The organism is Pseudomonas sp. Bout1 (genome assembly GCF_034314165.1).
In the GTDB taxonomy this organism is placed as follows: Bacteria; Pseudomonadota; Gammaproteobacteria; order Pseudomonadales; family Pseudomonadaceae; genus Aquipseudomonas.
The window spans coordinates 17,890-41,497 of the sequence record NZ_JAVIWK010000002.1; the positions used below are offsets into that span (position 1 = coordinate 17,890).

Annotated in this window: 28 protein-coding genes; 10 read left to right on the top strand and 18 right to left on the bottom strand. The window is 53.5% G+C overall.

Annotation, left to right across the window (positions count from 1 at the left end):
* Positions 1-2 precede the first annotated feature (2 nt).
* From RGV33_RS32875 to RGV33_RS32885, 3 genes are read right to left on the bottom strand one after another with little or no spacing between them, the layout of a single operon-like run.
* Positions 3-398: a hypothetical protein gene (locus RGV33_RS32875; RefSeq protein WP_322148808.1), complete on the bottom strand. Its 396-nt coding sequence runs from the start codon at positions 396-398 to the stop codon at positions 3-5.
* Positions 399-405: 7 nt separating this feature from the next.
* Entirely contained in the window at positions 406-1,125 is a 720-nt protein-coding gene (gene stbB, locus RGV33_RS32880; protein WP_322148809.1) for a StbB family protein, read from the bottom strand.
* Positions 1,122-1,559 carry a hypothetical protein gene (locus tag RGV33_RS32885; RefSeq protein WP_322148811.1) on the bottom strand — a complete coding sequence of 146 codons (438 nt, stop codon included), beginning with the start codon at positions 1,557-1,559 and terminating at the stop codon, positions 1,122-1,124. The genes stbB and RGV33_RS32885 overlap by 4 nt, the downstream gene beginning before the upstream one ends.
* Before the next feature lie 363 nt (positions 1,560-1,922).
* Here RGV33_RS32885 and RGV33_RS32890 point away from each other — a divergent pair, with 363 nt between their 5' ends.
* The 4 genes from RGV33_RS32890 to RGV33_RS32905 all read left to right on the top strand — a co-directional run bounded on the left by RGV33_RS32890 (position 1,923) and on the right by RGV33_RS32905 (position 7,175).
* Entirely contained in the window at positions 1,923-2,369 is a 447-nt protein-coding gene (locus RGV33_RS32890; protein ID WP_322148812.1) for a hypothetical protein, read from the top strand.
* The gene (locus RGV33_RS32895; RefSeq protein WP_322148813.1) at positions 2,370-3,923 is read left to right on the top strand and encodes a type IV secretion system DNA-binding domain-containing protein; all 1,554 of its coding nucleotides are present in this window, start codon (positions 2,370-2,372) and stop codon (positions 3,921-3,923) included.
* A 10-nt stretch (positions 3,924-3,933) separates the two neighbouring features.
* Positions 3,934-6,918, top strand: a complete 2,985-nt coding sequence (mobF, locus tag RGV33_RS32900; RefSeq protein WP_322148814.1) for a MobF family relaxase — start codon at positions 3,934-3,936, stop codon at positions 6,916-6,918.
* Positions 6,919-7,001: 83 nt separating this feature from the next.
* Positions 7,002-7,175 carry a hypothetical protein gene (locus RGV33_RS32905; protein ID WP_322148816.1) on the top strand — a complete coding sequence of 58 codons (174 nt, stop codon included), beginning with the start codon at positions 7,002-7,004 and terminating at the stop codon, positions 7,173-7,175.
* A 94-nt stretch (positions 7,176-7,269) separates the two neighbouring features.
* On the opposite strand, the gene RGV33_RS32910 is transcribed toward RGV33_RS32905, so the two are convergent.
* From RGV33_RS32910 to RGV33_RS32980, 15 genes are read right to left on the bottom strand one after another with little or no spacing between them, the layout of a single operon-like run.
* Positions 7,270-7,866, bottom strand: coding sequence for a hypothetical protein (locus RGV33_RS32910; protein ID WP_322148817.1), 597 nt, complete (start codon positions 7,864-7,866; stop codon positions 7,270-7,272).
* A gap of 16 nt (positions 7,867-7,882) precedes the next feature.
* Positions 7,883-8,452: a phospholipase D family protein gene (locus RGV33_RS32915; RefSeq protein ID WP_322148819.1), complete on the bottom strand. Its 570-nt coding sequence runs from the start codon at positions 8,450-8,452 to the stop codon at positions 7,883-7,885.
* Positions 8,452-8,769 (bottom strand): TrbM/KikA/MpfK family conjugal transfer protein, encoded by a 318-nt coding sequence (locus RGV33_RS32920; protein ID WP_322148821.1) that lies wholly within the window; start codon positions 8,767-8,769, stop codon positions 8,452-8,454. The genes RGV33_RS32915 and RGV33_RS32920 overlap by 1 nt, the downstream gene beginning before the upstream one ends.
* A 30-nt stretch (positions 8,770-8,799) precedes the next feature.
* Entirely contained in the window at positions 8,800-9,753 is a 954-nt protein-coding gene (locus RGV33_RS32925; RefSeq protein ID WP_322148822.1) for a lytic transglycosylase domain-containing protein, read from the bottom strand.
* A complete protein-coding gene (gene virB11 / locus RGV33_RS32930) occupies positions 9,743-10,786 on the bottom strand; it encodes a P-type DNA transfer ATPase VirB11 (RefSeq protein ID WP_322148824.1) in 1,044 nt (347 codons plus the stop codon). Before virB11 ends, RGV33_RS32925 begins: the two co-directional genes overlap by 11 nt.
* Positions 10,787-10,795: 9 nt before the next feature.
* Positions 10,796-12,073 carry a TrbI/VirB10 family protein gene (locus RGV33_RS32935; RefSeq protein ID WP_322148826.1) on the bottom strand — a complete coding sequence of 426 codons (1,278 nt, stop codon included), beginning with the start codon at positions 12,071-12,073 and terminating at the stop codon, positions 10,796-10,798.
* Between the two features lie 2 nt (positions 12,074-12,075).
* A complete protein-coding gene (locus RGV33_RS32940; protein ID WP_322148828.1) occupies positions 12,076-12,858 on the bottom strand; it encodes a TrbG/VirB9 family P-type conjugative transfer protein in 783 nt (260 codons plus the stop codon).
* 25 nt (positions 12,859-12,883) lie between these two features.
* Positions 12,884-13,549, bottom strand: a complete 666-nt coding sequence (locus tag RGV33_RS32945; protein WP_322148829.1) for a type IV secretion system protein — start codon at positions 13,547-13,549, stop codon at positions 12,884-12,886.
* Positions 13,549-14,406, bottom strand: a complete 858-nt coding sequence (locus tag RGV33_RS32950; RefSeq protein WP_322148830.1) for a type IV secretion system protein — start codon at positions 14,404-14,406, stop codon at positions 13,549-13,551. Before RGV33_RS32950 ends, RGV33_RS32945 begins: the two co-directional genes overlap by 1 nt.
* Positions 14,394-14,789, bottom strand: a complete 396-nt coding sequence (locus tag RGV33_RS32955; protein WP_322148832.1) for a hypothetical protein — start codon at positions 14,787-14,789, stop codon at positions 14,394-14,396. The genes RGV33_RS32950 and RGV33_RS32955 overlap by 13 nt, the downstream gene beginning before the upstream one ends.
* Complete coding sequence (locus RGV33_RS32960) at positions 14,782-14,997, bottom strand: hypothetical protein (RefSeq protein ID WP_322148834.1); 216 nt, start codon at positions 14,995-14,997, stop codon at positions 14,782-14,784. Before RGV33_RS32960 ends, RGV33_RS32955 begins: the two co-directional genes overlap by 8 nt.
* A gap of 27 nt (positions 14,998-15,024) precedes the next feature.
* Entirely contained in the window at positions 15,025-15,711 is a 687-nt protein-coding gene (locus RGV33_RS32965) for a type IV secretion system protein (protein ID WP_322148835.1), read from the bottom strand.
* Positions 15,708-18,374 (bottom strand): type VI secretion protein, encoded by a 2,667-nt coding sequence (locus tag RGV33_RS32970; protein ID WP_322148836.1) that lies wholly within the window; start codon positions 18,372-18,374, stop codon positions 15,708-15,710. The genes RGV33_RS32965 and RGV33_RS32970 overlap by 4 nt, the downstream gene beginning before the upstream one ends.
* Positions 18,361-18,660, bottom strand: a complete 300-nt coding sequence (locus RGV33_RS32975) for a VirB3 family type IV secretion system protein (RefSeq protein WP_322148837.1) — start codon at positions 18,658-18,660, stop codon at positions 18,361-18,363. The genes RGV33_RS32970 and RGV33_RS32975 overlap by 14 nt, the downstream gene beginning before the upstream one ends.
* A complete protein-coding gene (locus RGV33_RS32980; RefSeq protein WP_322148838.1) occupies positions 18,657-19,115 on the bottom strand; it encodes a TrbC/VirB2 family protein in 459 nt (152 codons plus the stop codon). Before RGV33_RS32980 ends, RGV33_RS32975 begins: the two co-directional genes overlap by 4 nt.
* Before the next feature lie 1,022 nt (positions 19,116-20,137).
* Between RGV33_RS32980 and RGV33_RS32985 the strand changes: the two genes are divergently transcribed.
* Genes RGV33_RS32985 through RGV33_RS33010 form a run of 6 tightly spaced genes read left to right on the top strand, consistent with a single transcriptional unit; the run spans position 20,138 to position 23,581 of the window.
* Positions 20,138-20,905, top strand: a complete 768-nt coding sequence (locus tag RGV33_RS32985) for a ParA family protein (protein WP_322148839.1) — start codon at positions 20,138-20,140, stop codon at positions 20,903-20,905.
* A gap of 10 nt (positions 20,906-20,915) precedes the next feature.
* Entirely contained in the window at positions 20,916-21,872 is a 957-nt protein-coding gene (locus tag RGV33_RS32990; protein ID WP_322148841.1) for a ParB/RepB/Spo0J family partition protein, read from the top strand.
* Complete coding sequence (locus RGV33_RS32995) at positions 21,869-22,225, top strand: TrfB-related DNA-binding protein (RefSeq protein WP_322148842.1); 357 nt, start codon at positions 21,869-21,871, stop codon at positions 22,223-22,225. The genes RGV33_RS32990 and RGV33_RS32995 overlap by 4 nt, the downstream gene beginning before the upstream one ends.
* Positions 22,222-22,389, top strand: a complete 168-nt coding sequence (locus tag RGV33_RS33000; protein WP_322148843.1) for a hypothetical protein — start codon at positions 22,222-22,224, stop codon at positions 22,387-22,389. Before RGV33_RS32995 ends, RGV33_RS33000 begins: the two co-directional genes overlap by 4 nt.
* Before the next feature lie 12 nt (positions 22,390-22,401).
* Positions 22,402-22,773 (top strand): hypothetical protein, encoded by a 372-nt coding sequence (locus tag RGV33_RS33005; protein WP_322148844.1) that lies wholly within the window; start codon positions 22,402-22,404, stop codon positions 22,771-22,773.
* 10 nt (positions 22,774-22,783) lie between these two features.
* A complete protein-coding gene (locus tag RGV33_RS33010) occupies positions 22,784-23,581 on the top strand; it encodes a hypothetical protein (protein ID WP_322148845.1) in 798 nt (265 codons plus the stop codon).
* The last annotated feature ends 27 nt before the right edge of the window (positions 23,582-23,608 follow it).

Consider the following 23,608-nt stretch of genomic DNA (forward strand, 5'->3'; position numbering starts at 1 on the left):
CCTTACATACCCATCGCCAGACGAGCACCGACAAAACCGCCGCCGATGCCAGCGGCTAATGCCGTGACTACCGCAACCGCTGCCAGCACCCACAGACGCCGCTTCATCTGCTCAGCGGCCAGAATCATCGAGGAACCGCCACGGTTCAACTCGTTGCCGAGTTTCGCCGCAGCGGCGCGGGCTGCTTGCAGCAGCTCGCCTTGGCCACGCTCCAGCACCGATTCAAAGTTCATCTGCGTATGCAGCAAGGCTTTGCCCGCAGCATCGCTAACCGCTTGCTCGCAGTTAGCTCGCAGCTCGCCGCTTACTTCGTCCAGCTTGCGCACCAAGACGTCAATTTCTTCAAGCATCTGAACCGCCAGCGCTTCGCGCTGTGTAGTTGGGTCTTTGCTTGCCATGGCTACCTCACTTCACCTTGCCGAATAGCACCCGATACACGTCATCGAGGTTTTGCCAGGCCGACTTCGCGAGGCGTTGAACGGACACCATGCGGACGGCGTGTTGCTTGTCGTCGTCATTCGACGCCGTGCGCAATTGCGAACGGTAATCCGTGGTGTCTTCTACGACTTCGGCAATGTTCTTTTTCAAAGCTCGAAGACGCTCGAACACTTCGTTCGAGAAGATCACCGCATCAGGTTTAAGCGTGAATTTTTTCTCTAGCGCGTGAAACCCGAACACGGCGCTGAACAACTCCGGCAGTTCGTCTGCTTCGTCGATGTCAACTTTGTTGAATACGACCAAGATCCGCTTTGCTGGGACGCCAAGGGCAGCCAACGTTTTCACCGTGTTGATGGTGTCGGCCTGTTGCTTCTTTTCGGCCACGGCTGGCACCAAGAAATAATCAAATTCCTCATGTGAACCTGCGAACTGGCCCATGTATTTCACGAAGTCTTCGACGTTCGAAGCTCCGACATCGACTACCGCGTCGTCGATGGTCATCAGCCACGCTTGCAGCTCGCCAAACTGGCGACCTTTCAAACGCTCGATATCTGCTGTGTTGTCAGACGCGCCCGCGTTGATCGTCTCGATGGCGTACCGATGCGCTTTCATCCGTGGCGACAATAGCTGGTCTGAAACTGTGGTCTTGCCGGTGTTACCGCTGAAATTCATGACTGCAACTTTCATGTGTTTCTCCGTGGTCGCTTGCCCGCATTTTCATACCGGGCCATTTCCGAGGCGTTCGCATCATCCCCAGGATTCATGATCTTGCTCAACTCACTCGGCCCTGGTGCCGCGTTCGTTGTTTCTGTATCTGGCTCTATATCGTACGATACAGAAGCGGGTTCAGTTTCTACCCGTGTCGCCTTCTGCTCATCGGCTGGCCGTGGTGCGTTTGGCTGTTTTCCTTCCTTGAGCGACTTCCTGTAGCGATACAGGTAGCTCTTGAATGTCTCCATGCTAATCTCAATTCCTTGAGCTTTGAGCACGTCCAAAATTGCCTGCCGTCTCACCCCAGCTTTTAGCTGGGCCTCGATTATTGGCATCACTTTGCGCGTCTGCGCTGCCTTGGTTTCTGGTTCAACTGCCTTGAGCGCAGCCTCTAGATCGACCTTTGCCATTATTGCACCCTATTTGCACCCTTCCTACCTCTTTACTGCATTCTACTCGCCCCCTAAATGCAATCAAGTTAAACCTTTCTTGTAGTCATTCTGTAGTCTTCTTGCACCCTTCCTGTCCTCTACCTACTACGGCCTTCGGCCTAAGTCACTTTTACGCCCTTTTAAGAGCATGATTTTTGCTCCTTAACAGGATCAAAATATCAATACACAACACGCACCTCCCTTGCGGTAGGTCAGAGCCGCTAAGGGCGCGGCTTTCAAGCACATAGCACCTATGAGGTGCGATATACACTTGTATTACATTTATCAATTTTTCCCCAGCATTGTTTAGTGTTTTGCGTATTACAAGCGATATACACTACCATGAGTGCGCTGAACCTTCGAAAAAACGGCTGTTTTCGGCACCATCCAAGAGGGGAAACCGTGGGAAAGACATTACCTATCCGACTCAATGATGAGCAGGTCAAACGGCTCGAAGAAGGCGCGGCACTAGCCGGGTACAAGCACATATCGACCTACGTGCGCGCCCGCCTCTTTGACCAGGTGAAAGAAGAACGTTCGCAAGGTGGCGTCGATCAGTGGGCCACTCTTGAGCGGTTCGGCTTCCAGCTCGACAGCATCGAGCGACACCAAGCTTTGCAGCAAACACTGTTGGCGGTCGCGGTCTATCTACTGCGCAAAAGCCACACCCAAGGGACATTGAACGGACTGCGCGCCGAGCTGGCCACCCTCGGCGCAGCTCACGAAGTGATCGATGCATTGCTGCCAGATCTAGCCCCCGACTTCGAACGTCTATCGGGTGACGACTGAATGCACAGACAAGAAATTGATAGCGCCACGATGGTGTCTGGTATTGGCTTGCCGGTAGCTGGCTGGGCCGCAGGTGCCTATCTAGCCAACATGCCTTTCACTCCGTTTCCCGAAGGATTGAAAGCAACGTTCCACGAAACAATGCACAACCCAATCATGGCCAGCACAACCGTTGCGTCTGCTGTTGTGGCCGGAGCATTGGTCTACTACCTCAACGAATATTGCGACGATGGCTTTCGCGGCGAGAAATTCATGCAGCACTTGCGCGGCACCCGCATGCGCAACTGGCACCATCTAAAATCCAAGGTCAAAAGTCGCAACGCAAAGACCAACCGGGAGCGGCACAAAAACGGGTTGGAAAAGATCGATCCGATCATGATAGGGCGTGTACCCATGCCTCTTCATCTGGAAGATCGGAACACGATGATTTGTGCGTCGATTGGTGCAGGTAAGTCCGTCACCATGGAAGGCATGATGGCGTCCTCGCTCAAGCGCGGCGATAAAATGGCTGTTGTAGATCCTAACGGCACGTTTTATTCGAAGTTCGGTTTCAAGGGCGACATCATTCTCAACCCCTTCGATACCCGATCGGCAGGCTGGACCCTTTTCAATGAACTCAAGGGTATCCACGACTTCGATCGGATGGCCAAGTCCGTGATTCCTCCGCAAGTAGATCCCGGCGATGAGCAGTGGTGCGCTTACGCTCGCGACGTTCTGGCCGACACGATGCGCAAGCTGGTGGAGACCGGAAACCCGAATCAAGACACGTTGGTGAACATCCTTGTGCGTGAGGATGGCGACACTATTCGCGCTTTCCTGGCCAATACCGACTCGCAAGGGTATTTCCGGGACAACGCCGAAAAGGCCGTGGCCAGCATCCAGTTCATGATGAACAAATACATCCGTCCGTTGCGGTTCATGAGCAAGGGCGACTTCTCGCTACACAAGTGGGTACACGATCCCGACGCAGGGAACCTGTACATCACATGGCGGGAAGATATGCGCTCGACCATGCAGCCATTGGTTGCAATGTGGATCGACACTATCTGCGCGACCATCCTCAGCTATGAGCCAATGACCGGCAAACGGCTGTGGCTCTACCTCGATGAGCTGCAATCGCTTGGCAAGCTGGAATCGTTCGTTTCTGCCGCGACTAAGGGTCGAAAGCATGGCCTGCGCATGGTTGGCAGCATTCAGGATTGGTCGCAGCTCAACACAAGCTATGGCGTTGAAGAGGCTAAAACGCTGCTGTCCTGCTTCCGAAATTACGTCATTTTGGCGGCATCCAACGCTGAAACGGCGCTGATGGCTCAGAAGGTCCTTGGCCAGCAAGAGGTGAAGCGCATGCGCACTTCGCACAATGCCGGTAGTACAAATAGGGCGCAGGAAATCAAAAAGGAGTTTGTCGTTATGGATTCGGAGATTTCGAACCTCGACGACCTTGAGGCGTTTTTGTCATTCGGTGAAAGCTTCCCCATGTCTCGAATCAAGTTGCCGTACGTGAAACACAAGGAACGCAATGAGGCGATTGTGATCACGGGCCAAGTAGCATGACGGGGGTTTAATGCTCAATGTGACGCCAATCCGGGGCAACAATCAATATGCGGCTGCGCATTACTTTTCAGCCGCGGACGACTACTACGCCAAGGAAAACTTGGGTGAATGGCAAGGTGAAGGCGCTGAACGCCTCGGCCTTGTCGGCCCCGTTGAACAGGCTGAATTGGCAAGGTTGTTGGACGGCAAGCTGCCGACCGGCGAAAAAATCCACTCCACCTTCAACGCTGAAACGAACATGCGGCGTATGGGGTTAGACCTGACCTTTTCCGCGCCTAAGTCTGTATCGATGCAGGCGCTCGTTGCCGGCGACAAAGAAGTCACAGCGGCACATGATCGGGCAGTCACCAAAGCGCTAAAGCACGTTGAACAACTTGCCCAGGCACGCCGGAAGGAAAAGGGGAAATTCCTGCGCGAACGCACGGGAAATATGGTGATCGGTAAGTTCCGGCATGAAATGAGCCGAGGCAAGGATCCGCAGCTACACACGCATTCCGTTGTCATGAACATGACCCAACGCGCCGATGGCAAATGGCGTGCCCTCTTCAATGACGACATTTTCAAGGTACAACACGAAGTTGACGCCATGTACAAAGGTCATCTTGCCCATGAGCTGCGCGAACTGGGGTATGAAATCCGGGTACTGGACGGTAAGGGTAACTTCGAGCTGAACCACATCTCACGCGATCAGATCGAGGCGTTTTCGAGCCGGAGCAAGGTGATCGAGGAAGCGCTGGCCAAAGACGGTAAAACCCGAGCTGACGCGACCACCCTTGAAAAGCAGATCATTTCATTGGCTACCCGGCCAAAGAAAGACGAACGCGATAAAGACCTTGTTAAACAATACTGGGTGACTAAAAGCCGTGAACTGGGGATCGAGTACGGCGCACGTAGCCGCCTTGATGGCCGTGAATATGACGAATCCACTCCCGGTTCACCAGGAGCAATGCGCCCCGGCGAAATTCATGCTGAATCCGAGCTGCCTGATGGAATAACGCCCGGTCAGGCCGTTGTTCAGTTCGCGATCAACCACCTAACAGAGCGTGAGCAGGTCGTATCGTCAAACGAGCTGCGCACCGTGGCAATGCGCCGCTCAGTAGGCCTTGCTGGCCCAAATGAAGTAGAGGCTGAAATCAACCGTCTTGTGAAGCAAGGCACACTGATTGAGTCAGCCCCGGCATTCAAAATGGCGAAGGGCGATGCCGGTGAAGATTCGCCCGTGCTGTCACCTGCAGGATGGAAAAACCACTTACAGGAACTCAAGGGCTGGACTGATAAACAAGCTCAGCAGTACGTCGACACGGCAATCAAGCGCGGGTCATTGATTGAGGCGGACAAGCGATACACCACACAGAAGGGCTTGAAGCGTGAACAAGCGATCTTGGCCATCGAGCGGACTGGACGTGGCCAGGTCACACCGATCATGCCACTTGAGGCGGTCCGGCAAGCACTTGAAGGTACGACCCTGACAACTGGCCAGCGGGAAGCCGTCGAAAGCATCGTCAGCACTACCAATCGATTCGTTGGTATCCAGGGCGATGCGGGTACAGGCAAAACTTACTCTGTTGATCGAGCTGTTCAGTTGCTTGATTCCGTAAATCAGGCTGTTGTGAACGGTAAGCCAGAAGGCGGCTTTCGTATCCTCGCCTTAGCACCGTATGGCAACCAAGTTGCAGCACTCAAAGGCGAAGGGCTTGACGCTCACACCTTGGCCAGCTTTTTCCACACCAAGGATAAGAAACTCGACGACAAAACCATCATCGTGCTCGATGAGGCTGGTGTATTAGGAGCGCGGCAAATGGAACAGCTCATGCGGCTCGTTGAAAAATCAGGCGCTCGGCTCGTTCAGTTGGGTGATACGAAACAAACCGAGGCTATCGAGGCGGGCAAACCATTTGCCCAGCTCCAGCAAGCCGGAATGCAAACAGCACGGATCAAGGAGATTCAGCGGCAGAAGGATCCAGAGTTGAAACGTGCTGTTGAGTACGCGGCAGATGGCAATACGGTCAAATCGGTTCAACACATTGCGCACGTCGAAGAATTGCGGTCAGCGGAAGCACGGCATAAGGCAATTGTTACCGACTACATGAAGCTCACGCCTCCGGAAAGGGTTGGAGCGCTGATCGTGGCCGGTACGAACAAAGATCGTAAACAGATCAACGGAATGGCTCGTAAAGCGCTGGGATTTGAAGGCCATGGCCACAAATACGCGACGCTCAATCGCGTAGACATGACGCAGGCCGAGCGCCGATATGCTCCCAGCTTCCAGCCCGGCATGATCATCCAGCCCGAAAAAGACTACGAGAAGGCTGGTTTGGTACGCGGCGACACCTATACCGTCAAAGAAGCGCTTCCCGGTAATGTATTAGTGCTGTCTGCTCCGGACGGATCCCGCTTGACGATCAACCCCCGCAAGGCAACGAAGCTCAGCGTTTACAAATCCGAAAAGCCTGAGCTGTCACCGGGCGACCTGATTCGCATCACCCGCAACAATCCGTCACTGGACATCACCAATGGCGACCGTATGCGCGTGACGGCTCTTGAGACTGGCTTTATTCACTTGGAATCGGTCAAGCAGCGGGACGGAAAGCCAGAGCGCGTGGTGAAGCTGGCCACCGACAAACCTTTGCACCTTGAACATGCATATGCGGCGACCGTTCACAGCGCCCAGGGCCTCACAAATGATCGGGTAATGGTTTCGATCAACACAGAGAGCCGTACCACATCCCTAAACCTGTTCTATGTCGCGATCAGTCGTGCGCGGCACGAAGCACGGATCTATGCGGACAACATCAAAAAACTACCCGAAGCGATTTCCAAACGGTACGACAAAACCACTTCCCTGAGCTTGCAGCGCGAGCGCGAGGCCTTACGCAAGGAGCAGAACCGCGTTCGGTCAACAATGGTTGACGCAGCACTTAAACAGCGCGAACTGGAGCGCAAACAGAAAGCGCCACGGAACCAGCCGGGCGATGGTATCGGACGTGCAGGCTAATGCTGAATCGAACGCGACCGTTACCGGTTGCTTTCGGTTGCAGATAGCCATTACTTTACTATTTCAATTCAGGGAGTAATCACATGAAAGGCGTCGTATACAGCCCACCCGGTGCGGGTCTGCCGTACATTGCTGTAGTGCTGGTTGACGGTGAGGTTTTGGTATCCAAAACCGTTTCGTCGATTGCTGCTGGTGAAGCCATGATCGCCAAGGTTTTCAGTGATTTCGCGGCCGCAAAAGCGCGAGGCGAAATCTAATTCATAGGTGATGCAGTTCCAGCAAAAAACCCGCCGAAGCGGGTTTTTTTGTGTCTGCTGAATGTGCATTCTCGCATGCGAGAATGCAGAGGCGTTATCTACCCATCCCGCCAAACCCTCTAGGCTGGTGTTCATGGGGCTTTGTGGTCATTTCCATGCGGTCTTTTACGATGCCCACGTTTGCTGAAAAAGGGTAACGAATCGACAGGTCTTTACCCGGCGTCATTTGCCCTGAGTGGCTGAACTGCAACCCTGTCCGCATGTGTTCAACGTGATAGGTTCTGGTCCCATCTGTTACGGCCTGAATCACCATATTCTCACGCATGGCAACGACCTTGCCCTCATACACCTTGCCGATTTCCGGCGTCATAAGCTGGGGATAGTCTGCCTTGCTAGTCGGCATGCTCAGCTCAGACTTCTCGCGCTCCATGGACTCCTTGAAGGCGTGCTTGAATTCAGCGGCGCCGGGCATGTTGTCAAAGGGCAGCTCCTTGTAGATTTGGCCTTTCTCGTCACCTGCCCCCGCGTACAACTTCGCTTTCCCTTCGGGTGTCTTCATGATCACCGTGGAATCAACGGCCAGCGCAGCCTTGTGCCAGGCTTCGCCCGCTTTGGCCGGATCCGTAAATTCAAGCCCAGGTTTGCCCTTTTCGAAGACGTGATAGACGGTTTCGCCAGTGTTTTTTTGCATGTGCTGGTTCCTCGTTTTAGTAGTTGGATTGCACTGCACGGCCTTGATCCCAGCGGCTTTGCCAATGGGTCAAGTAGCGCTGCGCCAGATCCGCGTCATTCCAAACCACAAGCGCGTTTTCGCTGTTTTTCTTATCGGCGGCGGCTGTGAAATTGAAACTGCCGGTTTCCACGGCAATGCCATCCACGACAAAGAATTTGTCATGATGGATTGGGTAAACATCGACGGTACAGGTCGGGATTCCGGCCTTGGCCAGCAAGGTCAGCGCATGGCTACCGGCTTGGCCCCGGCGGTCCTCGAAATTGCTGCGATAGTCCGCTACCACCGCCACATCGACGCCACGCTGTTTGGCTTCGATCAAAGCGCGGGTCACGTCTGGATTGGTAAACACATAGGCTGAAAGCCTGATGGAGCTGGTAGCGGCTTGGATGGTGTTCAGGATCAGCGTTTGCGCTGACCCTTCTGGCGAAAAGCCCCCCTCAATACGGCGTGGCTCGGGGTTAGGCAGATCGGTGGCACTGGCAAACGGCGTTGTGGCAGCCGCCACCGTTAGTACCAGGGCGAGAATGCTGTACTTCGCTGTCATCAAAAACCCCTCTGAACCGGACCCCAAATATCGTTGGCTTTCCGCTTCTCTTCTGTATCGTCCTTGCACTCATTCAGCCATTTACCCCGTGCTTCTTTTGTTCGACTTGGGCTGAAATGACCATGCTTGTATTTCTCAATATCGAAATATTGGTCGATGTACTTATTGCAGTCGTCATCGCGGATTTTCCCGATCACGCAAAGCGCCGCTCCGCAAGCATCCGGGTCGCTTCGGTCATCCCCTGCTTGCGGTTCTGCTAACGCTGCACCGGACACCAGCAGCCCCCCGAGGAAGGCCAAGATCATTTTGTTTTGCATATTTCCCCCTATTTCTCGCATGCGAGAAAATCAGTTGATGATTTGTACGAAGGACGGTGCCGACTGTTGCGGGTTGGCCTGACGTTCGGATTTTCGGGCTGCTGGTTTTGGTCGATGGAACTCAGCGACCGGCTCAGATCCTTCCTCATCACCGGTATTCAAAGCGACCTGTACAGATGGCTTCGTCTTGTCGTCTGGCTTCGTCTCTGCCGTCTCGGAATCAGTCGCGGCGCTCTCAGGAGCCTCCGCATGCTGTTTTGCAGCGCGATCCACTGTGACTATCACCCACTGCTCATTTGCTACCTGAGCGGCCCTGCGTGGACGTACAGGCGCATTTGAGCCTCTAGTCGAGGAGGCGGCGACAGGTGCCGCTTCCTCGCCTTCAATGGCCTCGATGGCGGGCACGATAGGATCGACCTTGTTCGGATCAAGAGCGCGGCTGACAACCTTTTGCACATAGCTCGGATCACCCGGCTTGTCAGGCACAAACCCGCGACGATCATTGCCGCTGTAGTAGCGCGACAACGCCTTGCGCACCGCCTCTTGCTTGTTTGGCGTGGTCGCAAGTGCATCTGTGTAGTAACCGACAAACAGCTCGCTACTCACTTCGAGGTTGCGGCAAGCGTCGAACAGCTCATCTACGGTCAGCCCCATGGCACGAATATTCTTGATGTTGAACTGGCCGATACCTACGGAGAAGTTGTATCCCTCGCGCTCCAGCTGTTCAGCCGTCGCATTGGCTTCGGCCCGGGTTTTCGGCTGACGCTCCAGAACGGCGTCCACAACACCAATTGCATACGGGTTGTAAGTCGATTCATTGCCAACCAATGCATTCAGCGTTTGATGGTTGACCTTGGGCGCGCACTTGGTGGCAAGCTCGGAGAACACGACAGGTGCCGGGATAGTGGTCGCGGCATCATCAGCAATCGCAGTACCGGCAATGCATGCCAAGGCCAGAGCCGCTAGGGAGAATTTATGCTGCATAGGAAACAACCTCCGATCCGTATTGGACTTCGGTAATGAACCTGCGCCCGTCAAAGCCGTACTCCCACTGGATTACGACATCCACCAGGTGACGGGCATATTCGATAATTTGGGTATTGGTCATTTCGGCACCGCCGCGTGCAGCCATGGAGGCCAAGCGCTCAAACATCATCGAAGGCGAATCCGCGTGGATCGACGACAGCGAACCGCTATGGCCCGTATTCAGCAGCTCAAGGAAGGGGAACGCCTCACCACCTCGAATCTCACCCATGATTGCCCGGTCGGGAGTCAGACGCAGAATCGATTCGAGCAGATCAAACGGAGTAACCCGCGCACGCCCTTGGCCACCACGCGAGTAGATCAAATGGACCTTGTTCTGCGTGGCCAGATTGATTTCGCGGGTGTCCTCGATGCTGACGATTCGTTCTTGCGGGTCGATGTGCTGCAACAAGCTATTGAGAAATGTCGTCTTACCAGCGTTAGTGCCGGCAGAAATCATGATGTTTTTGCGGGCTTTCATGATCCCAATGAAGAACTGCTTCCACTGACGATCCCGCATCAGATCGCGCAAGTGCGTATCCGAGTATTTAGAAGAGGTATGCGCGACGTTGATCCGGTCGAATGCGCCTGACGCCTCGTAATCTTCCAAGGTCATGAGTTTCTGACCTGGCTTACGAATGGTGACAATGCCCCCGACGTGTTGCTCCACCGCAGGAGCCAAGACCACTTGCACGCGATAATCACCGCGCTCGCTATCGGGCACATTGTCGTCAAGGTTGATCGGGATCCGCCCGGACAGGATCGGGGCGTATGAATCAACGTCCTGACCTGTGTGAGCAGCGATAACCTGAGCCAAGGAAACGATCAAGGGCATTGTGACGCCCTCGACCATGATCGGACTCATGAAGCGCTGGCCACGTTTGCCTACCCAAACGTTGCCAGGGCCATTGATGGCAATTTCTGTCACTGCTGGATCATCGAGCAGCGGAGCCAGGTTCAGAAGTTTTGCGCGAAACGATGCAATCTCAGACATGACCGGCCCTCACTGGATGTATGTAACGCCGCCGTTATTGGCGTGTTCGACTTCTTCCTTGTACTGGGAAGAAAAATCCAGATCGCGATTCAGGTAGATAACGACCCGCGAACCATGGGGCACTGTTAGCGATGGCTGAATGCTTGCGTAGCGGCCAAGGATGGTCTGCGCAGAGTCAGCCGCAGCCTCTTGCACTTCGGTGCGATAGTTCGATCCCGAGTTTTCCTGATCACTGCTGCTTACGCCGGTATTTGAAGCCCCCGCGCCAATGATCGAAACGGCAGCTGCAACCCCAAAGATTTGTGCCCAGTGGTTGTCTACGATGCCACCTTGACCGGCAGAACCGAGTTGATCAGTACCACCACTGTTGATCGGCACTTCCATGGCTGGCCGACCCGACAGGCTTGGCGTACGCAACCAGTTCCAAATGGTGAACAGACGTTCTTGTCCGGGCTTGAGGCTTGCGTTGTAGCTGCCGCATACAGTCGAACCCCACGGGATCAAGACACGGCGTCCCTCAGCTGCATAAACGTCTCGCTGCGTGCTCACGCACACTTGCCCAGGAAGATCGCTTTTCGCACGCGGTTGTAGAACGGCGTCGATAGTCGCCCCTTGAAGAACCTTGAATTCAAGGTCTTTCATGGCGCGAGCTTCCGAAACTGGTACACCAGACGAGAACGTTGAAGATGCAAACGCATCGTTACTGTTCACCGGGCCGTTACTGCTGCGCGAAGCACCACCAAGGGAAAGCCCCGAACCACTTTGACCGGCTGCCCCCTGACCAGCAGGGGCACCAGCTGCGCTACGTCCACCGCCGCTGGAGGCAAGAATCGAGGAACGCTGACGCGCAGCGAGCATCTTTTCGTGCTCAAGCTGCTTTTGCAGCTCCAATTGCTGACGGCGCTTCTCAGCCTCGGACATGCCACCGGACGACTGTTGTTGAGCGTTGACCGTTTGCCGTGGGGTTTGCCCCTTCGCACCATCATTGGAGACGGGTGCTACCTGCGCGGGTTTGCGTGGCGGTGCCGGATCGAGGACTTTGCGAGATTCAGAAATCATGACCTCACTGCTGCCGCCCTTCCCTTTTTCGGGGCTGTCGCCGCTGTTCTGGAGCCAGTAGACGAAGCCACAAACGGCGACTGCGGCAACCATAATTGCAATGCCGCTTCGCTTGTTGCCAGATCCACCGGACTTGAGCATCGAGTTCGATTGCGACTCGTTCCACTCTTTAATTTCTTCCTCGCGAGTCTTTTCGCGGTCGGCTGGTTTGTTGGTCTGGTCGCTCATGGTTATGCACCTCCGCCGTCGCGCGCACCACGGGTCACGGTGCGCTTGTAAGGGTTGGCCAGGTTCTCGATGCAGACATGCGCGTTACCGTCGCGCAGTACAAACATGCTGGCAGTGCGTTCAACCATGATGTAGTTACCCTCTCTCCGCTTGTTGACGAGTGCTTCCGTGCCGTCCGGCATCACCATGTAGACCTGCGGCATGTCCTCGCCTTTTTTCAGCAGGAATTTGGTGAACTCGCCATCGTCCATGGCGGCTGTCACGCCAATCGAATCTTTATCGCCAGAGAAGCCGTAGTTGATGTTCGGCTCACTGGATGAAGCCGTGTACGCGACCTTCGGGCTACCCTTGGACTGGGCAAAGCTGGTCACGCGGCTGCTTGGATATACAAAGCGAACCAAGTACGACTGACCTTTTTGCGATTTGGTACTGTTGAGCTGGAAGTAGTAAGTACGCTTTGAGGTAATTACGGTCAGGTTCGTTTTTGCGTTGTCTTCTACCGGTTTCAAGAATAGGCGGTTTTCATAAGTCACCGTCTGCCAAGCAATGGTGTCGCCCAGGGCAACGACCTTCACCATTTCATCAGGTTCAAATTCGATAGAAGTCTGATAGTTGTATGTGCCAACCAGTTCGTAAACCTGATTTGGATCGAACGGGACCTGTTTCACCCGCTCATCAGTGATAAGGGAAGTCGGCAGCTTGGCCGCATGAGCAGGCAAGATAATTGCGCCCATTGAGATTGTCAGGGCAATAGCTGTCACTTGCGGCAATGTCCGAATGTTCATATCAGTTTCCTATAAGTTGAATGAGTTACTGGCGGCTCAGTTCTTCATTCTTGCGGTAAGTTGTAGCGACAGTGCCCAGCGGATTGACCCAACGGTCGCCCAGCTTGCGCGGTTTCAGCGTGTGCGTGAGTTTCACAGTTGCAACGTACTTGGTTTGTACAACCTTCGACGTGGGTGTTTCGTGGTAATTCGAGTTAAAGGAAACCTGATAGATGTCACCAAGTTTGGTTATCCCGTAAGCCTGCGCGGAAATCCAAGATTTCTCACTGAGGTGAGCGTACGGATTGTCAGGGTTATCCGGGCTGATCTCCTGTTCATATTGGCGAGCCACTTCGGGGCTGGAAAACAGGTGACATACGTCTGACATCTCTTGCTTCATTCGCGGATCGAAAGTGTTGCAAGCATTGATGAACGTATACAGATCGGATTCGATTATCGATTCCTCTGATGTCACGTTGTCCTTGTCCACAATGCGCTGTTTTAGCACTTCACCATCGGCACCAATCACAGTCACAACCGGAATGACGGTGTGGATGTCAGACAGGACCACTACAGCTACCGCCAAGCCAAGGATCGCAACTGCGTCCAGCGTCCTACCGAAGATAGCCCGGTTACGCTCTTGGCGAACCTTGCGGCCCTCGACCAACTGTTTGCGTCGAGCCTCTTCATCATTTTTCAGTGTCCTATCCATTAGCGAATACCTGCACTTCTGATAGCCATCATCACCAGTGATCCACCTTGCACGGTCGCGCCTGACGAGAGCGCAGCGGCCCAGCCTCGTACCTGCAACATGCAAATCACCAAAATGCCCACAACGATCAGTAGCGTGCCGTACTGCTGTGCAGTGATCAGCGCTGCATCTGAAATCGTTGCTGCTTTTGTCACTTCGTCAATTGCATCGCCAAAGGCCGCATAACCGAACCTAACTATGGCAATCGACATCACATAAACCAGCGTGAAATTCAGCATTTTGCTCAGCCAGTTCATTGCCCACTGGCGAGTCCCTTGGAAGAAGAAGAAGCCAACCATTACCGGCATGATCGCCATGCAGATGGCAGCACCAAATTTAGCGATCAGCATGTTCAGCAGTGCGCAGACAAACAGAATGCAGTTGACCAGGAACAGGCCATAGCCCATCAAGATCATTCCGAACTGTCGCCAGCTCACATTCATCAGCGTGCTCGAAACCTTGCCAATATTGACGTACAGCGCATCAAGCATTGTCGTGGTTGAACCGCCACTCATTACATTGGCTGCAAGAGACTCTGTAGCAGCAGCCCACGCGGTATAAATCATCGAACCGCCTGTGCCCCAGTTCAGGCAGGTGAAGACCAAAATGGTCAACATGGCTCGCTTGCCGAAGTCCCAAGGATCGATACCTTGGCGACCGCTATACACCGAGTACCCCAACGTCGCCCAGTACGCGACCGCTGTAACGTACACAGCAGGCGATACAAGGTTGGCAAGGTTGGGAAACACCTCGGCAACGAAGCGTGTAGACACCTCATCAGAAGCGCCTACTAGACCCTTAAGGGTCATGACCGCCATGGAGCTGCCCCGTAAACGGTTTTGAAGTGAGAAATCACTTCGGCTTTGCGGAAGTCCTCAGCGGTCAGTTGCTCCCCTGTCTCGGCTTGAATCTCCTTCGCAGTTTTCTCCATGCACCCACGCTTCAAGGCACCACCGTAGGAGGAAGACTCCATGTAAATTTCGGCAAAGCAGGTGCCAGGGAACCAGCGGCTAACATCGTCCTTTTTTGCCGTCAGCAACGGATTTCCACCGCTGACGGCAGGCGCGTTTTCGCGGGTGATAGGTGCCTTGTCATCGCTACTGGTTCGGAAGAATGTCGAACTGTTGATGTAGACCAGCCCGCCAGCAACTCCTACCGCAATGATGATTGAAGTGATGTTGACTGCGTTCCACTTAAACATTGCTGGTCTCCTTGTCAGCCGGGGCCACAAACGGGGTGAACGTGCAGGCACAAGGCGACTTGTCCAGCTTCCCGGTATTGGTCACGCAGCCAGAAGCAGAGGTTACGACAACGGCGATCAGCAGCACTTTCCACAGTTTCTTGACCACCCAAAGGGGTGCCCATACGGGGAACAAAACGACTTTGAGGATGAAGGCGAACGCTTTCATGGTTACTCCTTTTCTCGCACGCGAGAATTATTGGTCAGTCCACTTGTAGAACTGCTCGTTGTCCGAGGTGGCTTGGTTTTCTGCGTTGTTCAGATTCGCTTGCAGGTTCATGTTCAGCGCTGCGAGCTTTGATTGCGCAGAGGTCAACATGCCGTTTTCAGCAGCGATTCTGTTTTGCAGATCCGCCGCATCTTTAGCATTCACGGTCGTATCGACCTTGCTAGACAGGGTTGCCAGGTTGTTCAGGTGTACCTGCACCTCGCTATACAGAGCGTCACCACCAGACATCGCAGCACGTACCGAATTGGAGCTAAGTTGGTAGTCCTGCGCACGCTGGCCCTCTGGGTTGTTGAACAACTCTTGTGGCAAGGTGTTGATCAAGGTTTCGTAGTACGACTGTTTACTGCCGTATGCCCCCGAACCCTGTTGTGCAACGACCTCTTGCCATGACCCAGGAACGACCGAAGCCGAATCGATGGATTCATTCAGGCCGATTGAACCGCGACCGTACGAGCCTTCGAGGTTTTCGAGGATGCCGGTCTGCGTCTCATACTGCTGCTTGAGAACCTTGAATTGCTCTTGGAGCTGGAGCAGTTCTTGAGCCATCGCGGCAGCGTTTGCGTAGTCGAATGTAGGAACACCCGCGTGTGCTGTACCACCGAGCGCGAGAGTGACCGCTGTAGCAAGGCCTAATTTCTTTATACGAGCCATCATTTGACCGCCTTCATGTTATGGGTGTTTTTCGCTTGGGCTTCTTCCATGAAGACAGGAACCCACTGTTCAGGATCATCAGTGCCGAGGCGTTCAATGATCGATTCCATCAGAGCTACGCCAACATCATTCGAAGACAGCACCGGGATAAACTCAGGAAGTCCCGAAAGATCGAAAACGGCGCGAATAGATTCCTTGCCACGGCGAATAAGGAACTTTCGCGATGCAGGTCCAATTTCACGAATCCACTTTCTTTCCATTACTGTTAGGTTTTGGTGATCTTCATCGGTAGCACCATCGTTTGACAGATAGATCTTTGTCGCACTTTGTTTGTCGATTGAATCTGTTTCGCTACGGAAGTATTTAGCATCCGGAGTAACGAAAATAAGCAGGCCGTTTTTACGGCGAATCTGCATGATGAAGTTGTCGATACGCTTCTTCCAATACTCGTTCTTAACAAGGTTTTGACCCTCTTCAAGTACCAAGATAAAAGGCGTACCGTCCATTGCCATTTCAATGCGGTGCAGTGGGTAGCTCATCAGAACAGGGAGTTCTGGACGGGCCTCACCACCTTTGAGCAGTTCCATCATTTCAAAGCAGTAGTACCGCGACTGATTCAGGTCAATCGAATCTTCGACGTTATCGAACACACCGGCATTAGCCCCGATCACGTTTTTAGCACCGTGCCAGATAGCCATGATGTCTGCTAACTCACCCTGACCGTAGACCCACGCAACATTGCGCAAGCGCCGATCCTGATACGGCAGCGAGTAGTTTTCATCAACCAAACGCTTAAAACGTTTGATGTCGTCGGCACCCGCATCCGTGGTTGCATAGCAAGCTCGCATCAGCACTTGCAGATCCACCAGGAACGCACGGTTTTCAGGCGTGTCATCCAGTTTGAACGGATTCCACTTCATACCGCTATGCGGAGACAGGGTTGTGTGTACACCACCCATTGCCTTCATGAAGACCTTGGCACCGTAGCGGTTGTCGAACCAGAAAACCCGAGGCTTAGCCTTATCGGCCTGCGCGATCATCATCGCAAGCAGAGTGGTTTTACCCGAGCCGGTATCAGCGGCAATCGCAGTGTGCCCTGCAACCATCCCTTCAAGCTCGCGGTGGAAATTGAAGTAATAGGCAGTCCCGCTTTCAGTCTCGAAAACAGTAATTGCCGGTCCCCACAGATTCCCGTCACGACGACCAATTGCGAAGTTATGCAGCGATGCAAACCCAGAGAAATTGGCGGACTTGATTTTTCCTCGGCGGCCTATCAGCGCTGTGGACTGACCGGGCAACTGCGACCAAAAGAAGGTTTCGGCACCGATCCACTCGCGAACCGATTTGACGTTCAAGTCGATGAAGCATTTCTCAACCAGACTCACATCACGATCAAGGTTCTTGATGTTCTCCTTGCGGTTGGCTTCGCTGTCCATGGGCAACGACGGTGTGTGTACGAAGATAGTCAGATGGTGCCAGCCGTTTACCGAATCACCACGACGCAACTCTTTGAGGTTGTCAGTGATTTCTTGAGTGTCATCACTGGCAACACCGTACTTATCGGCCACAGACAAACGACGCTGTTCGTCGGTCAATTGCGACTCAGCCGCGATCCGGTCTGTGAAGAAGAACGACTGCGTAATGATGAATTCAACCGGCTGCTGCATGAAGTTGTTCATCATTCGCGACGGAGTACGGCGCGGCCACTCGGCCATGCTCAAAAACGTACCGATACGTGAACTGGTACTGCCGCGCACTTCACACAGAGTCGCTACAACCTGAAAATTCAGCCGTGCGTAGGGCAACTGATCGCACATTTTCAGATCGCTCACCGGAACCTTACGATCCTCAAGGTTGATCAAGTAATGCAGGAACGTGGCGATTTCTGACCATTCATCACCCAGGTAATCCACGACTACCTGAGCTGGATATTGATCATGGTCGCCATGGTCTTTTTTGAACTCTTCCCAATTCCACCGGAACCGCTTGATCGCTTCAAAAGCCTGAGCGCGACTAACGGTTTCGGTTTCATACTCTGGCAGGCGATGGATGCCCAATCGACGCGCCCCGTAATCACCCAGGCCACTCAGGAGCAAACCCGATGCTTTGTACAGGTCTGCCGCCATCGCCTCGTAGCTTTCCGGATCCGCAGCGGTGGGCTTTGTACCAGTGAGCAAAGCGATACCACGATCCATGACCCCAGGCACACCAGCTCGGAAGCGCGTTCTTACCAGCGAGATATAAATCTCGTTGATATAGAACCCCTGCTGAACATACCGCTCGCGCCAAGCATCGTTAAACCGTTCTGCGAACCATGTATTGCCCTCGCCTTCCACATAATCGAAGATTTTGCGGCGAACCGTATGGACGTAAAGGCCAAGGTTACTGGACGCGATACTGCGCAACATGGTGTTTCGGCGGCGCTCGAATTGCTTCACTTGTGCTTCGGACAACGAGTCGAAGTAGAGGCCGTCAAGTTTGATAACTTGAACGAGAGCGCTTTCTTTCGTGATCACCGTATTGTCATCGTAAGGGATGTCATACGGAATGAACTCGCTAACTTCAAGCTCATGCAAGTCTTCTTCGGAGCCGTTAGGCTGTTGAACGCCCACGGAAAGATCGAGGTTGCGCGTCAACTTTTTAAACATTTTGTCAACGAGGTGCATAGCTTCGATACCCCCACAGGCGCTTATTACGTGAACCGCGAACTTTCGTTACGGCCCAAAGAACACCAAACAAGTAGATGTCTTTGGAACAGATATAATAAGTCACTCCGAACATGAATGGGATTGCAGCAATCAGCCACAAGTTCTTGAATACCATTGCCGCAATGAAGGGCAAGAATAAGCTGACAAGGATGCTCGACAGCGTAAATGGGCCGACCATGGATGGCCGGGCCATCGCAACCACAAGCACCTCACCCTCATCAGGCTCGTGCTCGTTGTTTGTCATATCGAGGTAGCCGCTCCGTTCTTGATTTGAGTAACAAAGTTCGGTGCAAAGAACACGATGAACACACCTGCGCATGTCCAAAAGAACGTTGACCACTCGATGCGACCCGACTTAGCGCGCATGCCTTGGATCGCGATTGCAGCGATGCCCAGGTAGTAGCCCAAGTCAAAGATCAGGAAGTTGACCGTCTGTTTGATCAGGTTGGTCAGAGGGGAGAAGTCAACATCAGCGTTTGCGTACTCTGGCAGTGCTGCGAACGCCAATACACCACCAAGTAGCAAATACTTCTCTGCTTTGGCCGTCCAGTCTTGGCGCATGTGCGCATTGTGGTTGAGGCCGTTGCGGGGTTGAAACCACTGGCGAAGGGTTTTAGCACCATCGGTGATGGACTTGCGCCAAGTGGGTTGTTTGGTTGTTGCTACATCAGTGTTTTTGCTACCAATTCCGAGTTGCATGATATGCCCTCATTAAGTCATGACGGGGGTTTCCCGTACGTTACTGTTATTGCGTTATCCGGATTGTTAGGGCATGCCTCTTTAATGAAGTCGATAGCGGTCTCGGGATTCGTAAACAAACGAGTCTTCCCTAGCGCTGTCACTACGGTAAAAAACTGTCCAGTAGATGGACTTTCAATTATCAGCACCCATTTCCGCGTGGAGTCCTGCCAACGCTCATGCAGGTGAACTCGGTAGTCGGGCTGGGCCACGGCGAAGGTCGCCAGGTCTTTTTTGTCTAGGGTCTGCATCACGTCCTCGGAATAGCTGGAAGCTAAAAACAGACGCGATATTGGATTCCCTGACGATTTTCTTCTAGATCCCACCTCGCATTTTCTTCCTCTTCCGAGTTTTGTTTGACGTTTTGCGTGTTTCGTGACTCACAATATCCAAAACGTTTCATGAAATCAATTTTTCGTTAAAGGTTTTTTGTTTCGTGTGAAGGAAATCACTTAGCTCCGCCGTGGGAATCGGCGTTCCGAGCTGTAAGTCGGGGGGCTAAGTGATTGAGCGCGCGACGAATATCCTTTCTGTCTATTACGCGTTGGGTATAAGGCGTCATGCCCGCGTTGAGGGTTTGGCAATTACAGAATGTGTCCAAGGGCTGGACATCGCGGGGTAGACACCCCGAATGGAATTTTTCTCAATTCTGTTACACGTTACGGATGAACGGTCATCAGACGACTTGGCAGTCAAAGGGGGGAAAGGCGGAATCAAGCAGGGCGGGGAGCTGAATGGTTTAAGCAGATCGGAGGTAGGCCAGGAGCCGCCCTGGCTTACCTCCTAAACCATCATTTGAATCACCGCGCAGGAAACTGAACCCACGGCGACAGGCGATGGCTGCCGCAGATGCTAGCAGCCCTCCCCCGCCCGATTCTCGCATGCGAGAAATTCCATAAGTAAACCCCAAGAGGTATTGACTTATCTATTTACCTTAGCCAATATTGATCCATGTTCACTTAACGGCCAAGCCGGAGAAGACCATGAAAACCACCACCGTAGCGAACCAGAAAGGCGGCGTAGGCAAGACCACCTTAGAGATTCACCTTGCATTGCTTGCCGCCGAACAGGGTAAGCGCGTGTTGGTCGTTGACCTTGATGAAGGGGATCTTTCACAGTTCTTCGATGCGATCGAAGACGACGATGAAACCCCGTACTTGATGTCGAGTCAGCTTTTTTCAGATGAGCATGAAGGCCGTGTACCCCGGCAGGTTGCGCCGAACGTATGGCTGATTGAGGCCGATGTTCCGCTGCTAGACGTAGACGATATGGATCTGTCAGTGGTGCATAACCTCAAGGGCGCGTTGAAGCGCTTCGAGAATGACTTTGACCTGTGCATGATTGATACCCCTCCGAACTTGCAGCGCCGCATGGTTGCGGCACTGGTGGCATCTGATTGCGTGGTAGCACCGTTCAACATCAGCAAATTCACGCTGTCCAGAATGCCCAAGCTCATGACCACCATTGAGACTGTGCAAGATGCATTCAACCCTGCCCTCAACTTTTTGGGCTTTCTCCCCAACATGGTCAACAGCCGCAGTCCTGACGAAATCGACGCATTACCAGGACTTCGCGAAGGCTACGGCGATTCGATGTTTGCAGAGCAGATCATCTATCGCCCTTGCATAAACAAGTCGTTGGCCAGTGGCAACCCAGTTTGGGTAAAAGCCAATGGCAGCAGCCAGCGCGTGGCAGGCCGAGAAATGAAGCAGGCCTGCAACGCCATCCTTTCCAAAGTATGGGCAGCTTGAGGACACCGACATGACCAAGACAACTACACCATCAAAAAAGAACGCCTTCGGCGCTGCCATCACCAAACTCTCAGACTTGCAGCGTAAAAAACCGGTCGTTCAAGAGGGTGAAATGATCGTCAAGATCAGCCCCGGCCAAATCGAATGCAAACCGCAGATCCGCTCAAAAAATAATCCCGGATTTACCCCCGAGTCCTTGATGGAGCTGGGCGCTGACATCGAGGCCAACGGGCAAGAACAACCGGCAGTCATCCGGCCTCATCCAAACCCTGAGAGTGGCTTCGATTATGAAATGGTCGCCGGGGAGCGTCGGCAACGTTCTTGCGCGCTCAAAGGGCTTTTGCTCGATTGCGTCATCCGCGACCTTACAGATCAGCAGGCCAAGCGCATCCAGCGGTCTGAGAACGTTCAACGTGAGGGACTGACTCAGCTTGAAATTGCGCTGGCCCTGAAGGCCGACAAGGAAGAGTTGGGCACCCTGCAGGCGGTTGCAGACGAATGGAACAAGGGCCTCAATTGGGTTGCCGAGCGGCTGAAGTATCTGGAAGTGATGGAGAAAGACGGCATCGGTCGGGCCGCCGTAGAGTCCGGTGTTACCGCTGACGTTTCGCTGGTAAACGATTTGAATAGACTGGAAAACATCGACAAGACCGCAGCCGCGGAATTGCTCAGTCGTGCAGAGAATGACCCTGAACTGAATCTGCGCAACGAAGTGCGTACCGGGCTGAAACGCGCCAAAGCAATTCGAATTACCAGCCCCGGGAAATCGAAAGGCAAAGCAGGCAACGACGACACTACCCAGGCCAAGACGGCACCAACGCCGGAACAACTGATTGCACAGCTCAATGAACAGATCTCTGTTCAGGCCGCGCAGATCAAGGCGCTGGAAGACGAGAAGGAATATCTCGCAAACGAATTGCAGGAAGCGCGTCAAAAGCTGGCTGGTAGTTGGAACCCTGAGCCATGACACAAGCAGGAAAAGCAGCTGACCAAGACCTACGCGTGCCGCTCGATGCCTTCGAGCGGATACGCAATTCCTCCGACACACGCATGCACGACAAAAGCTTTGACGTGGCTTTCGAAATCCTTGTGGAAGGCAAGAAACTCAGTGCTGTCGCATCTGCTCACGGCGTATCCAAACAGCGTGCATTGGCGATTCGCGACAAGGTGTATTCAGCGTATTTGCTCCAGGCACCGGAAGGTTGGGCTTACGCGCAGATCTGCGCACCTAAACCCATGATCGAACGCTTTGTTAGAGAGGCTGACGCAGAACGTTTGAAGTATTGGCAACAAAAGGCCGTAACCAAGGGGGATCCATGACCCTGCTATTCAAAACGGTTGAATTCCAAACCGGCTCCTGCTCGTTTGGGATTGGAGTGGTTGTTGAAGTCAATTACGACACTGAGGAAGTCAAAGTGCTGGAGGACGGCGGCGATTTCTGGCGTGGCCAGCTCGACCAGGTGTCACTAAGTGAAAATGATTAGGAAAGACAAACCATGAAAAACAAACTGCTCATTGCATTCGCCCTGCTATCCATTGCTGGCTGCAATGATAACCCCGGCAGCAGCTATACCGCTCCCAAGGCATCTGAGACTAAAGCCTGCCTTCCTGTCTCATCTGACTCAATGCTCGCCTATGACTCGGCAGCGCTTGCGAAGGCTGACTTCTGCCTGCCAGCAAATCAGATTCTTCAAGAAATGATCATTTCCGACTCGAAGAACTGGGCGACCTCATATCGCAATGGCGATACCAAGGCCAACCGTATTGCTTTCGCAATCAGCGGCCCCGATGCGTCCATGGCAACCGTGATGCTCAAGACTGACAAACAAACGTTCCGGTTTGCGTTGAAGCCTGCTGCGATCAAGTGACGGCACGGTTATGACCTTCGAAACTTTTGACCAGACAGCTCCAGTTTCACGGTTTCTCGCATGCGAGAACGATAGGGTGGCTGACTGGACCCGCATCGGCGTGCCGCGTTGGTACGACTGCAAACTGGGGACCATGGGCGATAAACAGCTTGCCGCGATCACCGGCAGTACCAGAGGCAAAATTCGATACCGCCGCGAGCTGTTTAACATTCCCGCATGGAACATCGGCATTGCCATTGCGCCCTACAGCCACCTGCTTGGGTGCAGATCCGATGCAGAAATAGGCCGTAAGGCTGACGTTTCACCATCCAGCGTAAAAACGTACCGCGAATCGCTGGGTATCAAGGCACACACCCGCGTTGCACCAGGTCAGCGCATACCGGTCGGCCATTTGATCAAGCCATACAGCGCCCTGCTGGGACTGATCGAGGATGAACCGTTAGCCACCCTATCGGGAGTCACCGTGAACGTGGTCACTGAGTTGCGGGAGTCACTTCGTATTGCTCCGTGTAAGCCATTGCCCCAGCGGGACCCCCTGCCCTCAATTGAAAATTACGTTGGTCCGCTGCTTGGTTATGAGTCCATGTTCTACACAACCTCAGACGCCAAGATTAGCCGCGCAACCGGTGTGCCGATCACGATCATTGAAAAGCGCCGGCTGTCACTTGCCGTGCCGCTATATCAACGTAAATCGCGTCTAACGCCCTATGAACACTTACTTGGCTTGGTTTCTAACAACCTGCTGGCCAAGCTCGTAGGGCTGTCAGTAGCTAGAATTTATGACATACGAAAAAACAAAGGGGTATGACATGACAGTCGAACAGCTCCCATCCCA